At 63.5% G+C, this 14,426-nt stretch carries 12 protein-coding genes; 6 read left to right on the top strand and 6 right to left on the bottom strand.

What is annotated here, in order from left to right; translation table 11 throughout:
* Positions 1–297: 297 nt before the first annotated feature.
* The 4 genes from ACEN8U_RS05120 to ACEN8U_RS05105 all read right to left on the bottom strand — a co-directional run bounded on the left by ACEN8U_RS05120 (position 298) and on the right by ACEN8U_RS05105 (position 3,413).
* Positions 298–636 (bottom strand): hypothetical protein, encoded by a 339-nt coding sequence (locus ACEN8U_RS05120; RefSeq protein ID WP_310108438.1) that lies wholly within the window; start codon positions 634–636, stop codon positions 298–300.
* A 177-nt stretch (positions 637–813) separates the two neighbouring features.
* On the bottom strand, positions 814–1,887 hold the full coding sequence (locus tag ACEN8U_RS05115) for a DUF6765 family protein (RefSeq protein WP_310108439.1): 1,074 nt from the start codon (positions 1,885–1,887) through the stop codon (positions 814–816).
* A gap of 212 nt (positions 1,888–2,099) precedes the next feature.
* Positions 2,100–2,447 carry an FKBP-type peptidyl-prolyl cis-trans isomerase gene (locus ACEN8U_RS05110; protein WP_014972205.1) on the bottom strand — a complete coding sequence of 116 codons (348 nt, stop codon included), beginning with the start codon at positions 2,445–2,447 and terminating at the stop codon, positions 2,100–2,102.
* A 108-nt stretch (positions 2,448–2,555) separates the two neighbouring features.
* Positions 2,556–3,413, bottom strand: coding sequence for a carbon-nitrogen hydrolase family protein (locus ACEN8U_RS05105; RefSeq protein ID WP_310108441.1), 858 nt, complete (start codon positions 3,411–3,413; stop codon positions 2,556–2,558).
* 238 nt (positions 3,414–3,651) lie between these two features.
* Between ACEN8U_RS05105 and ACEN8U_RS05100 the strand changes: the two genes are divergently transcribed.
* From ACEN8U_RS05100 to ACEN8U_RS05085, 4 genes are all read left to right on the top strand, one after another.
* Positions 3,652–6,315 (top strand): ligase-associated DNA damage response DEXH box helicase, encoded by a 2,664-nt coding sequence (locus tag ACEN8U_RS05100; RefSeq protein ID WP_310108442.1) that lies wholly within the window; start codon positions 3,652–3,654, stop codon positions 6,313–6,315.
* Positions 6,312–6,974 (top strand): ligase-associated DNA damage response endonuclease PdeM, encoded by a 663-nt coding sequence (gene pdeM, locus ACEN8U_RS05095; protein WP_310108444.1) that lies wholly within the window; start codon positions 6,312–6,314, stop codon positions 6,972–6,974. Before ACEN8U_RS05100 ends, pdeM begins: the two co-directional genes overlap by 4 nt.
* 336 nt (positions 6,975–7,310) lie before the next feature.
* The gene (locus tag ACEN8U_RS05090; protein ID WP_310108446.1) at positions 7,311–8,699 is read left to right on the top strand and encodes an FAD-binding oxidoreductase; all 1,389 of its coding nucleotides are present in this window, start codon (positions 7,311–7,313) and stop codon (positions 8,697–8,699) included.
* 206 nt (positions 8,700–8,905) lie between these two features.
* On the top strand, positions 8,906–9,496 hold the full coding sequence (locus tag ACEN8U_RS05085; protein ID WP_013590697.1) for a YSC84-related protein: 591 nt from the start codon (positions 8,906–8,908) through the stop codon (positions 9,494–9,496).
* 87 nt (positions 9,497–9,583) lie between these two features.
* Here ACEN8U_RS05085 and ACEN8U_RS05080 read toward each other — a convergent pair whose 3' ends face one another.
* Complete coding sequence (locus ACEN8U_RS05080; RefSeq protein ID WP_310108449.1) at positions 9,584–10,123, bottom strand: YbaK/EbsC family protein; 540 nt, start codon at positions 10,121–10,123, stop codon at positions 9,584–9,586.
* A gap of 182 nt (positions 10,124–10,305) precedes the next feature.
* Here ACEN8U_RS05080 and ACEN8U_RS05075 point away from each other — a divergent pair, with 182 nt between their 5' ends.
* Together ACEN8U_RS05075 and ACEN8U_RS05070 are read left to right on the top strand one after the other, a co-directional pair.
* Positions 10,306–11,637, top strand: coding sequence for a YihY/virulence factor BrkB family protein (locus tag ACEN8U_RS05075; protein ID WP_310108451.1), 1,332 nt, complete (start codon positions 10,306–10,308; stop codon positions 11,635–11,637).
* Positions 11,638–12,027: 390 nt separating this feature from the next.
* Entirely contained in the window at positions 12,028–13,197 is a 1,170-nt protein-coding gene (locus ACEN8U_RS05070) for a porin (RefSeq protein WP_310108453.1), read from the top strand.
* Between the two features lie 252 nt (positions 13,198–13,449).
* Here ACEN8U_RS05070 and ACEN8U_RS05065 read toward each other — a convergent pair whose 3' ends face one another.
* Positions 13,450–14,322: a proteasome-type protease gene (locus ACEN8U_RS05065; RefSeq protein WP_310108455.1), complete on the bottom strand. Its 873-nt coding sequence runs from the start codon at positions 14,320–14,322 to the stop codon at positions 13,450–13,452.
* Positions 14,323–14,426: the final 104 nt, after the last annotated feature.

Here is a 14,426-nt window from a genome sequence, read left to right as displayed (position 1 = left end):
GTAATCGATCGAACTATGCCATGAATAGCGCGAGAAGGGCATACCCGGCCGGCCGTAAAAACCCCAATCTGTTTGTTCTATGCGTGCTGGAGTACGAAATTTTTCTTTGATGCAGTTGAAAGACTGCCTTTTGCGCGCCTTTGTTCCCTGTCTGGCCTTTTCCTTTTTCGCCTTTTTTTTCGCCTCTTTTGCGCCCTTTCTCGCCTTCTTTTTCTGCTCTCGCTATCGCGCTGCTTCTTTGTACTTCTTTCTGACCTATTCGCTTCTCCCACATCTTTCCGATTGTTTCGCCCTAGCTCAGGTCGGCGTAAAAACGACAACCTGACGATCGGCAATGTATCTGACGCTGCGCAAGAAGCGGTACTGCTGGTCGTCGGCGGTAATACGGTTGAGCCCTATTCGGGTCAGCGCAAGAATCTCGTCGGCTAACTGCGCCCGTACCACACCCTCGTCGCGCAGATCTTCCAGCGAGCCGGACGGATCGCCGACATAAACGCTGCGCACGTGCGCCCCTATTCTCATCAGAACGACGCTTTCGCCTTCGTCGAGCGCCCGTTCCAGGTAGGCCGCCAGCGTTCTCAACGACTCGGGTGTGCAACTCTGAGCCTGATAGATCGCAGCATTCGATGGCGTCATGTCCGTTCCCCGTCGCCGGTATGGAGAGAAGTTGGCTACCCCGCGCTGCGGCAATAGCCGCTTCTACTATAGGCAAGCATTGGGAGATTCAAAGCTTTTCCAGTTCTTTTCTTAACGCGGCGTTGGCCGGCAATCGTGCGGTTTCCACCTTCACGCGAATGTGCCGCGCCCAACGTGTCACGCAATTCGCAGACCGTAAGCCGGCAGAACTTCTTGAGTCGTCACGAAACGGTGCTGTTTTACCGCGTCGTGAAAGAGCCGGTAGTCGCTCTTCTCGAATGCCTCAGTCCATACCGGCCTGTCGCCGGAATCGTCTTCCGCGCGAAGACCGGTGGCCTTGTACTTCCATGAGCCGACTCCTTTCGGCACATAGTCCGGAATCGGCTCTTTCAGGCCGGGAATACCGCCCTCTTTGACGAATTCGCAGATCGCGCGCAAGCGCTCGTTGTCGTCCATGATCCGGTTGTTATCGAGCAAGTCGGTCAGCACCGTTTTCACATGGGCCGGCATTCCTTCTTCGTTTTCGAAATCTTCGCGCCCGGCCACGTAGGCCCGCACCGCGCGGCACGCCATATCAGCAGCCTCGACGAACTCTGGCAAGTTATGCCTCTGTATGAACATATTCCTGCCGTCGATGTAATGCCATTTCGCCCACGGCTGATCCGGATAGTGCAACGCGGCGCCGTGGCCAACAGGAAGTGCGAGGGTCAGCACGTCTTCCTCCACGTGCTGGATCAGGTGCTGCATCGCGAGCGTGAGGTTCTCGAGCCAGCCGGTGCGGGTGCAATCTTGCGCTTCGAGAGAATGAACCCGATTGCCCGGACTTTCGATGCCGGCGAACCCCTGATGCGCCCACGTATCCACATACGTATGCAGCGTCACGCCGAGACGATGCAAGCCCGTGTCCGTGCCCCGCTGCCGGATGGCGCGCCGCACCACCTCACGCGCCACTGCGCTGTCCGCCCGGCACACGGCCTTTTCGTCGAGTGTCGCGCCCTCGCCGGCAGGCAGGAAATGAAACGGCGCCCACACGAGCCGGTTCTGGTCGTTTTCGGTGTTGGCGTAGTCGAACGTCTTGTGTGCGGTGGCGAAGCGCTCGAACGTTTCGCCACCCTCGAAGCGCAGGATGCCCGGCGTGGTTGCGTCATCGACATACTGGCAAGCATGGGCGACGGTCAGCGCCTGAGCAGGCGTCATTCCACCCACTCGCGCGACGATATAAACCACGCCGTAATGAAAGTCGATATTCATGGCAGACGCTCCTCATGCACGATGAATGACAACAACATCATTGGTCAACGAGCGGGCGGGCGGCGAATTAAAAAGATCTCTTATTGAAGACGAACGCAATGCCCTACCGTTTTATTCCTTCCCCGATCCGGCTGGCTGCCGGTGCAATGCCATAAAAAAACCCCGCTGCGTTATCCGGAGCGGGGTTGCGTTTCAGCGCACGTTGCGCCGCCTTATTTGACGATGTCGATCAGCTCGACTTCGAACGTCAAGTCGCTGTTCGGCGGAATGGTGCCCACGGCGCGGCTGCCGTAAGCGGTGGCAGCCGGGCACGTCAGTTTGGCCTTGCCGCCCACCTTCATGGTCTGGACCCCTTGAGTCCAGCACGGAATCACACGGTTCAACGGAAACGTTGCCGGACCCCCGTGCTTCGCGGACGCGTCGAATTCAGTGCCGTTTGCAAGCGTGCCGCGATAATTGACCTTGACGACATCGGTGGCGGCCGGCTGCGCGCCGGTTCCCTGCACCAGATGCTCGACAACGACGCCCGAAGGCAGCTTCTCCGTGGAAGCGGCAGCCATTGCCGTCGAGGAGAGAACAGTAGCAGCGAGCAAAGCAGCGATAGATTTCAAAACGGGCCTCCAGATGGGTAGTACAGCTCATTCTAGCGCAACGCTAGTCGCGCGCCGTCAATCGAGCCGCCGTACGGAAACGTCGCCCGCGCCGGTATCGCCGCGCGCGACGAAATCGGCGAGTGCCGTTTCGCGTTCGCGGACCTCGGCCAGCGCCACGGGGTCGAGCAGTGCGGTGATCACTTCTTCGCGCTCGCGGCTGGCCTGCGCGATCACATCGCCATAGGGACTCCAGATCGCGCTCGCCCCACAGGTGTCCCAGCCGCCCGTCGTGCCGACGTGATTTGAGAGCAATACGTATAGCGTGTTGTCGAACGCCCGCGCCGGGAACCAGATGCGCGACTGGTGATAGCCGGACTTGACGCTGAAGAGCCCGCTCACGAGATAAGCGTGCGCACCGTCGATAGCCACGTTGCGCGCGTGCTCGGGAAAGCCCGAGTCATAACACACGCCGAGCGCGAGCCGCCATCCGTCGAGTTCGAGGATGCAGCCTCGCGTGCCCGGCCGGTAGATTTCCGCTTCGCTTCTATATAGATACTGCTTGTGATAGGGCTCGACGTCCTCACCGCGGCGATCGAATACGAGCGAGGAAATATGCAGCCCGTGCGCTGTGCGCGTGGCCGCGCCCACGACGACGGAAATGCCGCGGCGGCGACACACCTCGCGGATCGGATCGAGGCGCGCATCGGACGCCTCGAATGCATACCTTGCGGGGTCGCCGGCAATCAGCCCGGGCTCGTAGCCGCTCAGGAATTTCTCGGGAAAAACCACCAGTCTGGCGCCGCGGTCGGCGGCAACACCGGTCAATTCGACCGTCTTCGCGAGGTTCGCTGTTACATCGCCGCAAACCGGCTGCGCCTGAGCGGCCGCGATTGGCAGGGTCACGCGAGGCAACGCTGCGAGCTTGTTATCCACGTAAACTCCGTTATGAATCGAACCGCCGGTTGAGTGCCAAGTGGTTGCCGAGCGCCCGTGTGGACCGCCGTCGGTGACGGCTGGGCCAGGTGCCGTTTGAAGCCTCGGCATTTAAACACGGACCGCTCCCGCGTGTCAGCGAGATTTGGTGAACCAGCGCCTTGCGCGCAGAGTCCATTAGGAAATGCACAGCCACAAATCGCCGGCCGCCTGATCCGATGCTAACCAGCGCTTGTCAATGAACGAACCCGTCGATCCCGACAAACAGGACGTTGCGCCGCCTGGGGCCGCGCCCGAGCGGCGCCGCGCGCCCCGGCCGCGACGCATTCCGCTCAGTCGCGAGCAGCAGGCGCGCCTCGACGCTCGCGAGCCGGCCTTCGAGCCGCAGCCGTTCGTGATCGACGAAGAAGCGGCGCGCCGCCCTTTTGCCGCGAAGCTCCATGAGTGGTTCGAACAGCGCCGCTGGCAGCCGTTCGATTTCCAGCGGGAAGTCTGGCGCGACATGGAAAGAGGCGCGAGCGGCTTGCTGCATGCAACCACGGGCGCGGGCAAGACGTGGGCCGTGTGGTTCGGCGCACTCGCCGCCTTTGGCGGCAACGGCTCGTCTCGCGCGAGTTCGAGCTCCATGCGCAAGCGCGCGGCACCCACGCAGCCCGAGCCGCTCACGGTTCTGTGGATCACGCCGATGCGCGCCCTCGCTGCCGACACGGCCCGCGCATTGCAAAGCTCGGCCATCGAACTGGCCGTGCCGTGGACAGTCGGCTTGCGAACCGGCGACACCTCCCCGGCCGAACGCGCGCGCCAGAACCGGCGCATGCCGTCTGCGCTGATTACGACGCCCGAGAGCCTGACGCTCGTCCTCACAAGGCCCGATGCGCGCGACGTGCTCTCCCATGTGAGACTTGTGATTGTCGACGAATGGCACGAGCTGCTCGGCAACAAGCGCGGCACGCAGACCCAACTGGCGCTCGCGCGGCTCGCGCACTGGCAGCCCGGCTTGCAGGCGTGGGGTTTGTCGGCGACGCTCGGCAATCTTGCCTTCGCAGCCGAGGTACTGCTCGCGCCGGTCAGGACCCCGCGCGTGAGCGTGCACGGCAAGTTGCCGAAAGCGTTGATCGTCGATACGGTCATTCCGGAAACCATCGAGCGGTTCCCATGGGGCGGTCATATGGGCATGCGCCAGGTCGCGGCCGTGGCCGCTGCGATCGGCGAGGCGCGCACCTCGCTCGTATTCACCAACACGCGCTCGCAATGCGAAGTCTGGTATCAGGCGCTGCTCGAAGCGCGGCCCGACTGGGCCGGCGCGATCGCTTTGCATCACGGCTCGCTCGATCAGGAAGTGCGCGAGTGGGTCGAGCGCGGCCTGAAGAGCGGCCTCCTGAAAGTGGTTGTGTGCACATCGAGTCTGGACCTCGGCGTCGACTTTTTGCCGGTTGAACGCGTCTTCCAGATCGGCTCGCCGAAAGGCGTCGCGCGTTTGATGCAGCGTGCGGGCCGCTCAGGCCATGCGCCCGGCCGGCCGTCGCGCGTGACGATCGTGCCCACGCACGCGCTAGAACTCGTCGAAGCGGCGGCCGCGCGCGAAGCGGTCGACAAGCGGCAAATAGAGGGCCGAGACACGCCTGAGAAACCGTTCGACGTTCTGGTCCAGCATCTGGTGACGGTCGCCATCGGCGGAGGCTTCGAGGCGCGCGCGCTCTATGACGAAGTTCGCAGCGCCTACGCGTACCGCAATCTGACGCAGCAGGAATTCGACTGGGCGTTGGGCTTCGTGGAAGGCGGCGGCACCGCGCTGCGCGCGTATCCGGACTACCACCGCGTGGTGCGCGAAAACGACGGCATGTACCGCGTGCCCCGCGAAGACCTGGTGCGCCGGCATCGCAACAACGTCGGCACCATCGTCGCGAACGGCACGCTCAATGTCGCCTATCTGGCGGGCGGGCGCATCGGCGCAATCGAGGAGTCGTTCATTTCACGCCTGAAACCGGGCGATATTTTCACCTTCGGCGGACGCGCGCTCGAATTGATTCGCGTGCAGGACATGACCGCGTGGGTGAAACGCGCGACGTCCGCGCGCGGCGCGATGCCGCAATGGGCCGGCAGCCGCATGCCGCTCTCCTCCGAACTCGCGGAAGCGACCTTGACGATGCTGGCGCGCGCCGCCGGCGGCATCTATGACGAACCGGAAATGCGCGCGGTCCGGCCGCTGCTCGAATTGCAGAAGAAATGGTCGGCGTTGCCGGAGCCCGGTGTGCTTGTCGCCGAAATACTCAAAACCCGCGAAGGCCATCACTTCTTCTGTTATCCATTTGCAGGGCGAACCGCACATATCGGTCTGGGCGCGTTGCTTGCATGGAGAGTCGCGCGAGAAAAGCCGGGTACTTTTTCCATTTCCATGAACGACTATGGTTTCGAGTTGTTGTCCGCGCAACCATTCGACTGGGCCGCGGAATTGCAGCGCGGGTTGCTCTCGGCGGAAGAACTGGATCGCGACATTCTCGCCAGCCTGAATTCTTCGGAATTATCGAGGCGCCGCTTCCGCGAAATTGCGCGCGTGTCCGGACTCGTGTTTCAGGGGCATCCCGGACAGCAGAAGAGCGCGCGGCAATTGCAGGCGTCGAGCGGCCTTTTCTACGAAATATTCCGCAATCACGACAGCGGCAATCTGTTACTCGACCAGGCGGACGCGGAGGTGCTGCTGCAGGAACTCGACGCCAAACGCATTCGCACCGCGCTGCAGCGGATGAACGCAAGCCGCCTCGTTCTCACGCAGCCGAAAAAACCGACTCCGTTTGCGTTTCCGCTCATCGTCGGACGGCTGCGCGAGAAAGTCAGCACGGAAAAGCTCGCGGATCGCGTGGAGCGGATGCTCGCGGAACTGGAAAAGGCGGCCCGCGCATGAAGCCCGCTGCGCTGCCGGTCGATATTGCGGGCCACGCGCTTGTCCTGTCGACTTTGCGCGCCGCCTTCGATCCCGCGCTGCGCTGCCTGCTCGTCGCCGATGCGCATTTCGGCAAGGACGCGGTATTCCGTGCGCGCGGCGTCCCGGTGCCGGTGGGGTCCACGGCGGACAACCTGATGCGCCTCGACATACTCATCGCCGAATTCGAACCGGCCATGCTGGTCTTTCTCGGTGACCTGCTACATGCGCGCGAGGCGCACGCCGAAGAAACGCTCGATGCGCTGCACGTCTGGCGCGCGCGGCACGCGAGTTTGCGGATCGTGCTAGTGGAAGGCAATCATGACCGGCACGCGGGCGCCTTACCCGATGCACTTCGCGTCGATTATGTGCAGGAGCCGTGGCGCATCGGACCGTGGGCGCTGTGTCATCACCCGCAGACCGTGGACGGTGCGTATGCACTCGCCGGCCATCTGCATCCCGTGTATCGGATCGCCACGCGTCACGACTCCGTCCGCGTGCCATGCTTTCGTTTCGGCGCGCAATGCGGCGTGCTGCCGGCATTCGGCAGCTTTACCGGCGGCGCCCGCAACGACGGCCTTACGAAGGGAGAAAGGGTTTTCGTCGTGGCTCAAGACAAGATCGTTCAAGTGCCGCGCTAGGCAGTGGTACCCCGCACGGCAGCGCGTTTTCCTCATACCAGTCGCAACAAACCATGCGGATTTGCGGCCAGCCAACACATTCGCACGCGATCTTTTCCGCAAGCGCATGCATCATTGCCCGCGCCCGGCGCCGCACTATTTGACGGCCGGGCTCTCACAAGCCCACCGCGCGGGCCTCGCGGCGCGCAGCGAGCCGCACGCGGGTTTACGTGTGTTTGACTGCGCGCAGCCGCCCCGTTTACTGGACGCTGAATCAGTCTGTCAACAATCTTTCGGTCTGCTTCGGTCAGTCAACGGTGCTCGGAGAGCGCCCTCACAACACCCTGGAGACAAGCCATGGCACACGTGTCGAGCAGCGCCATAGAAGAACTCAAAGCCGCTATACGCGGGCAGCTGGTGCTGCCCGAAGACGCCGGCTTCAACGAAGCGCGCAGCATCTGGAATGCGATGATCGACCGCCGCCCGGCGATGATCCTGCGCTGCGCGGGAGTCGCCGACGTGCGCCGCGGCATCGCCTTCGCGCGCGCGAACAATCTGCCGCTCGCCGTGCGCGGCGGCGGCCATAACATTGCCGGCAGCGCGCTGTGCGAAGACGGCCTCGTGATGGATTTCTCGCGGATGAAGTCGGTGCGGATCGACCCCGTGGCAAGACGCGCGTATGTCGAACCGGGCGCGACGCTCGCGGACTTCGATCATGAAGCGCAGGCCTTCGGGCTCGCGACGCCGCTCGGCATCAATTCGACCACCGGCGTGGCGGGCTTGACGCTTGGCGGCGGCTTTGGGTGGCTGAGCCGCAAATACGGCATGACGGTCGACAATCTGATCTCCGCCGACGTCGTCACGGCCGAGGGCGAATTGCTTCGCGCCAGCGCCGAATCGAACGAAGATCTGTTCTGGGCCATTCGCGGCGGCGGCGGCAACTTCGGCGTCGTCACTTCGTTCGAGTTTGCGCTGCATCCGGTCGGACCGATGGTGTACGGCGGCCTCGTCGTTTTTCCGCTCGCTCAGGCAAGGGACGCGCTCGTCAAATATCGCGCGGCATCCACGCAAATGCCCGACGATCTCTCCGTGTGGGCGGTGCTGCGGCTCGCGCCGCCGCTGCCGTTCCTGCCCGCCGACGTCCACGGTCAGCCGGTCATCATCTTCGCGAACTGCTACACGGGACCGACCGCCAACGGTCCTTCGGCGGTCGCGCAAGTGAAGACGTTCGGCACGCCGGTCGGCGAACATCTCGGCGAAATGCCGTTCGTGGCGTGGCAGCAGGCGTTCGACCCGCTGCTCACGCCCGGATCGCGCAACTACTGGAAGTCGCACAATCTTGCCGGCATCGACGACGGCCTCATCGACGCACTGCTTCAGTCGATCGAGAATCTGCCTTCGCCGCAGTGCGAGATTTTCTTCGGCCAGATCGGCGGCCAAACGCAGCGCGTGCCCGTGAACGCGACCGCTTATTCGAGCCGCGATACGCACTACGCGATGAACGTGCATGGCCGCTGGGAAGATCCCGCCGACGACGATCGTTGCATCGGCTGGGCTCGCGCATTTTTCGACGCCGCGGCGCCCTTCTCGCTCGGCAGCGTCTACGTGAACTTCATGACCCAGGAAGAAGGCGGCCGCGTAGCCGATGCATACGGCCCGAACTACGAACGGCTCGTCGCCGTGAAGAGCCGCTACGATCCGCATAACGTCTTCCGTCATAACCAGAACATTCGTCCCGCCATGTAACGGCGATCATTGAGGAAGCCGCGCCGCTCGCCCGCGCGGATTCCTCGCCTCCCATGCATTCATGCCACTCTGCGCGGGCAGCATGGGGTCAGGCACGGCACATGCTGCTCTATCATTGACCCCGGTCCTTATGGGCCGGTGTCACGGCATTACCCTTTTGATCGATAAAGAAAAACCGCCTCGATAAACGTAAAAGGACAACTATCATGCGCAGACGACAATTCATCACGACGGCCGGCGCGGCTTTCGCAACCGCGGGGCTCGGCCTCGCCGGTTGCACCACCACGTCCTCGTCTTCGAACGCGTCGGCGTCCGCCAACGCCAACAAGCGCGACACGATTAACGCCGGAGTCGACTCCACGCTTTCGCGTCTGTACGCGAATGTCGGCGGCTCGCGCGAACTCGTGGCCAAAGCGCGCGGTGTGCTGGTGTTCCCGTCGGTGATTTCGGCGGGCTTCTGGGTCGGCGGCCAATACGGCGAAGGCGCGCTGCGCGTGGGCGGTCGCACGACCGGCTACTACAGCACCGTGGCAGGATCGTTCGGCTTGCAGATCGGCGCGCAGTCGAAGGCGCTGATTTTCCTGTTCATGACGCAGGAAGCGCTCGACAAATTCCTCAATAGCCAAGGCTGGGCAGCGGGCGCCGACGCAACCGTCGCGGTGCTCAAGGTCGGCGCGAATGGCGCGATCGATACGTCGACGGCGACGAGCCCCGTCGAGGCGTTCGTGTTGACGAACGGCGGGCTGATGGCCGGAGTGTCTCTGGAAGGCACGAAGGTGTCGCGCCTCGTCATCTGAGCGTTGATCATCTGATCTTGCTCGAAGCCGCGCGGCCGCCTCGCGGACCGCGTGGCAACCGCGCCTCGCCTCTCCGACCGGCGGCAGTCACTCGGCCGGGAGCGTCATCTCGGCAATCTCGCAGCGCGGCCACTGGCGCAGCACGTCCGGCGCGAGCAGCAGCTTGGCTGCGCGGACGCCGGCTCCCATCACAATCTGTGCGCGCTCCATCACGGCCGCATCCACGAGAATGCGCCAGCCATCCGGCAAGCCGAAAGCCGTAATGCCGCCGAACTCCATTCCGCTCAGTTCGACCGCGACCTCGCGCTTCGCGAACGAGAGCCGCTGCGCGCCGAGCGCCGCCTTGACCGCGCCGTTGATGTCGAGCCGCAACGAGCCGAGCGAAACGAGCGCCGCGTAGTGCTCGCCGCCGTCTTTCTTGTAGCGCACCACGATCGTATTCGCGCAGTCTTCCAGACCGAAGCCGTAACGCGCGCTGAAGGCGGCGGTGTCCGAAGCGTCGTCGGTGACGGAGAAAACCGTGACGCCCTGCTGCGGAAGTTGCGCGAGCACAGGCGCCGGCAACGACGCGGCGAGTTCTTCGGCGGGAATCACGTCCAACTGCTTCAGGGCTTCGTGCGAATGCATGGCGGATAGTGGAAACGATGAGAAGAGCCTTCGCATTCTAGCGGCACGCGCGCGGCGCCGGGCGGGGCGCACTTGCTATAGTCACAGGCACAAGCTTTGCGAAAGTCAGCGATACGAAGGCTGCGTCCGGCTGAGCGGCTCGCGCATGCCGACCGGCGCCCGTACCCATCGAGACTTCGACCATGGACATCGACACGCTTTCCGCAGAAAACCTCCAGCACGTGGCGCGCGCGCAGGCGAACTGGGCAATCGGAGCACTCAGGAAGTTTTCCGACGACCGCTGCTCCGCGATGGCGGCGAGCATCGCGTTTTACGCCGCGTTTTCTCTTGCGCCGACACTCGTCATGGTGATTGCGGTGGCCGGCTGGTTCTTCGGTGCCGAGGCCGCGCGCGGCGAACTGTTCGACCACATCCACGGGCTGCTCGGCGACCAGGCGGCAGCGGGCGTGCAGACCATTGTCGAGAACGCGCATCACAGCGGCAGCGCGGGCGGCATCGCGGCCATCATCTCGTTCACGATGCTGGCGATCGGCGCGTCGGCCACGTTTTCATCGCTGAACAGCGCGCTCAACGTCGTGTGGCCGTACAGCGGACCGCGCACCTCCAGCGTCATCGCGCTCGTGCGCGTGCGGCTGATTTCGTTCGGACTCGTGCTCGGCGTCGCGTTTCTGCTGATCGTTTCGCTCGTGCTGGACACGGTGATTACCTTTATCGGCAAATGGCTGTGGGGCGACTCGCCTTATGTGGTGATCGGCAATCTGTTGCAGCTCGGCGTGGGCCTGCTGGTGCTCGCGTTTGCGTTTGCCGGCCTGCTCAAGTTCCTACCCGACGCGAGCGTGCGCTGGCGCGATGCGCTCGTCGGCGGCGTGGTGGCAGCCGTGCTGTTTTCGGCGGGCAAGAAGCTGTTTGCGCTGTACCTCGCGCACGCGGGCATGGCCAGTTCGTTCGGCGCGGCGGGATCGCTCGCGGTGCTGCTCATGTGGCTGTATTTCTCGGCTGCGGTGCTGCTGCTCGGCGCGGAATTTTCGGCGGCCCGCGGCCGGCTCAACGATCCGCGCGGCGGCTGGGGCATCCAGAGCGATTCGCCGCCGGGGAGCCGCGCCAAGCTCGCGTCGGTGCTGGCGGCGTCGACGGTTCCGGCGAGTGCGGCGTTGCACGCGAAAGAGTACGCGTTCGGTGCCGAAGACCACGCGCAACGCGCCGGGATCGGCGCCGCGTTCTCCGCGGACCACCGCGCCGGGTCATCTGCTTTTGGCAGGCGGCGGCCGCGAGCGCGAGACAAAGCGTCGGTCGCGGCGACCGCGCTCAAGGTCGGACGCTCGGTGATTTCCGCTGAAGCCGAAGCGACGCATCTCGCCGCGGTGACGCTGCTGGGCGCCAGCCGCAAAGCGGCCGCCGCGAATCGCTACGTGCGCGCGCACCCGTGGAAGTCTGTCGCCCTCGCCGCCGCCGCGGGCCTCGCGGCAGCGAGCATGGCGCGGCACGCGCGCGACGAGGACACTCCGGCCAGATAGAGAGCGGCGAACGGCCGCACCTTATTGGTGCGCGTGGATCACAATCCCTGAGACCTGTCTAGTCCGCTTTTCGGTCAATCCGCATCGCGCTGCCCGAACAGGTGGCGGGCGACGCCGCGTTCGCTAGACGAGTTCCTTACTCTCAGCTTACAAATTAATGCCAAAAGGACATCAGCGGAAACGTTCGTCGTCAACAAAACAACAATAATGCGAATGCAACGAAACAATATTGCAAAAACGGAAACAATGGCCAACAGGCTGTAAATACAAGGCTTTGCGCCGATTGTCAGTTTTTGGCGACACTCTTTTTTTTCCAGTTCTTACCGATTGACGCGGTGAGCTATTCTCCTTTCCGCAACAAGTAAACTAATCATCTGCGTGGAGAAATGGATGAAACGAATCGCACTGTCTACCCTCTCGCTGGCGCTTCTCGGCGCTACCGGCGTCGCACACGCTCAAAGCAGCGTGACCCTGTACGGCTTGATCGATGAATCGATCCAGTTTGCGCACAACACCGTCGACGCGACGGGCGCGAACAAGAACCAGCTCGGCCTGGCCGCCGGCAACCTGCAAGGCAGCCGTTGGGGCTTGAAGGGCACGGAAGATCTGGGCGGCGGTCTGAAGGCGCTGTTCCAGTTGGAAAACGGCTTTGATCCGAATACCGGCCGTCTGAACCAGGGCGGTCGTATGTTCGGTCGTCAGGCATATGTCGGTTTGACCGGTGACCAGTGGGGTACGGTCACGCTGGGTCGCCAGTATGACCCGGTCGTCGACCTGGTCCAGCCGCTGACGGCAGACAACTACTTCGGTTCGACGTTCACGACGCCGGGCGACGTGGACAACAACGACAACTCGTCGCGCACGAACAACGCTGTCAAGTACACCTCGCCGGTGTGGGGCGGCTTCCAGTTCGAAGGCATGTACGCATTCGGCGGCATCGCTGGCTCCACGGGCGCAGGTCAAACGTGGTCGGGCGCGGCAACGTATGCAACGGGTCCGTTCAGCATTGCTGCCGGCTACTTCCGCGCAGAAAACCCGCACACCGCAGCGCCGACCCGTGCAGGCTGGGGTGCGACGAGCACGTCTGACGGCACGTTCGACAACCAGATCAACCCGTACGCCGCCGCCAAGTCGATCGGCATCGCTTCGGTTGCTGTTCAATACGTCGCGGGCCCGTTCACGGCCAACGTGCGTTACAGCAACGCGCAGTACAAGCCGGACGCACAGTCGGGCTTCGGTTCGACCGAGAAGTACAACGTCGCAGGCGCGTACCTGGGCTACCAGGCAACGCCGGCACTGCTGGTTGGCGTGGGCTACATCTACACGAAGGCTAGCGGCGACGCGAGCGCAACGTACCACCAGGTCTCGCTGGGCGGCGACTACAACCTGTCGAAGCGCACGGACATCTACCTGGTCGGCGCATACCAGCACGCAAGCGGCGATCAGCGTGCTTCGAACGGTGCACTGGTCAGCGCAGGCGCAGCAGTCGGTTCGTACGGCTACAACTCGGCTTCCAGCTCGCAAGAAGTGGTCAGCCTGGGTATCCGCCACAAGTTCTAATTGGACTTGACGGACTGCTGAAGCTTACGCAGTTCGAAACCAGCCACGGGCGTGAAGCCGGTGGCTGGTTTTTTTTCGTCCGTAGCATGCGGCTCATGCGGCCCAGCAGCGACGAACAGTCAGATCGCGCCCAAAAAATAAGGCCGCCGACTCACCCCGCGCGGGGTTCATGGCGACCTTCATTTTCCCGATGCAGGGTGTTCGGCCCGCCGGCGACGCGGCGCTCCCCACCCACAGCAGACACCCAAACACCTACCGCCGCTGCGCCTTGCCCTTGTCCGCCTGGGCCAGCGTCTGCGCCGGTTTCATATCGAGTTCATGTTCGATGCCGTCCGCGCCCACCGGCGCGCGGTACAGCACCAGCGCCCGCTCGCGCTGCAGCGTCGGCACTTCGGGCGACGCCTGCCAGTCGGGATCCGGAATCTCGCCGAACACCTGACGCAGCCGCTCGCCCCACGTGCGATGAATCATCTCGAAGTAAGCATTGTCGTGATCGATCGAGACGAAGCGCGTGACGCGCAGCGAGTCTTTCTCGTAGACCAGCAAGTCGAGCGGCAACCCCACCGAGAGGTTCGAGCGCAGCGTCGAGTCCATGGAGATGAGCGCGCATTTTGCGGCTTCGTCGAGCGGCGTGGACGGTGTCAGCACCCGGTCGATGATCGGCTTGCCGTACTTCGCCTCGCCGATCTGGAAGTACGGATTCACCGCCGACGCCTCGATGAAATTGCCCGCCGCATAAATCATGAAGAGACGCGGCCGGTTCCCGGCGATCTGTCCGCCGAGAATGAAGCTGCAATTGAAGTCGACGCCGAATTCCTGCAGCGCCGCCGCCTCCCGCTGATGCACCGAACGCACCGCCTCGCCGATCACGCGCGCCGCGTCCGCCATGGTCGGCGCGGTCCACAGCGTGGGCTTCGCGGCATCCGCCGGCTCCGACAGTTCGTGCAGCACGGCTTGCGTGAGCGACAGATTGCCCGCGCCCAGCAGCACGAGCATGCGCTCGCCGGGCTGCTCGAACACCGACATCTTGCGCGCGGTGCTGATGTGATCGACGCCCGCGTTGGTCCTCGTGTCGGAAAGAAACACGAGACCTTCGTCGACGGTCATCGCTACGCAGTAGGTCATAGGGAAAAGTACCCGCAAAAAACAACTGAACGGCGCTATTGTAATGCGGCGCGAATGCGCTTCTTCACCGTATTACGGCCGTTGCGGGTTTGTACTTGATAGCA

The organism is Paraburkholderia phenoliruptrix, from assembly GCF_047325075.1.
GTDB lineage: Bacteria > Pseudomonadota > Gammaproteobacteria > Burkholderiales > Burkholderiaceae > Paraburkholderia > Paraburkholderia phenoliruptrix.
This window is presented reverse-complemented; position numbering and strand designations above follow the sequence as displayed.

Excerpts from the sequence above, each read along its gene's own strand:
- ACEN8U_RS05120 (WP_310108438.1), bottom strand. The coding sequence starts at position 636 with ATGACGCCATCGAATGCTGCGATCTATCAGGCTCAGAGTTGCACACCC.
- ACEN8U_RS05115 (WP_310108439.1), bottom strand. The coding sequence starts at position 1,887 with ATGAATATCGACTTTCATTACGGCGTGGTTTATATCGTCGCGCGAGTG.
- ACEN8U_RS05110 (WP_014972205.1), bottom strand. The coding sequence starts at position 2,447 with ATGGCTGCCGCTTCCACGGAGAAGCTGCCTTCGGGCGTCGTTGTCGAG.
- ACEN8U_RS05100 (WP_310108442.1), top strand. The coding sequence starts at position 3,652 with ATGAACGAACCCGTCGATCCCGACAAACAGGACGTTGCGCCGCCTGGG.
- pdeM (WP_310108444.1), top strand. The coding sequence starts at position 6,312 with ATGAAGCCCGCTGCGCTGCCGGTCGATATTGCGGGCCACGCGCTTGTC.
- ACEN8U_RS05090 (WP_310108446.1), top strand. The coding sequence starts at position 7,311 with ATGGCACACGTGTCGAGCAGCGCCATAGAAGAACTCAAAGCCGCTATA.
- ACEN8U_RS05085 (WP_013590697.1), top strand. The coding sequence starts at position 8,906 with ATGCGCAGACGACAATTCATCACGACGGCCGGCGCGGCTTTCGCAACC.
- ACEN8U_RS05080 (WP_310108449.1), bottom strand. The coding sequence starts at position 10,123 with ATGCATTCGCACGAAGCCCTGAAGCAGTTGGACGTGATTCCCGCCGAA.
- ACEN8U_RS05075 (WP_310108451.1), top strand. The coding sequence starts at position 10,306 with ATGGACATCGACACGCTTTCCGCAGAAAACCTCCAGCACGTGGCGCGC.
- ACEN8U_RS05070 (WP_310108453.1), top strand. The coding sequence starts at position 12,028 with ATGAAACGAATCGCACTGTCTACCCTCTCGCTGGCGCTTCTCGGCGCT.
- ACEN8U_RS05065 (WP_310108455.1), bottom strand. The coding sequence starts at position 14,322 with ATGACCTACTGCGTAGCGATGACCGTCGACGAAGGTCTCGTGTTTCTT.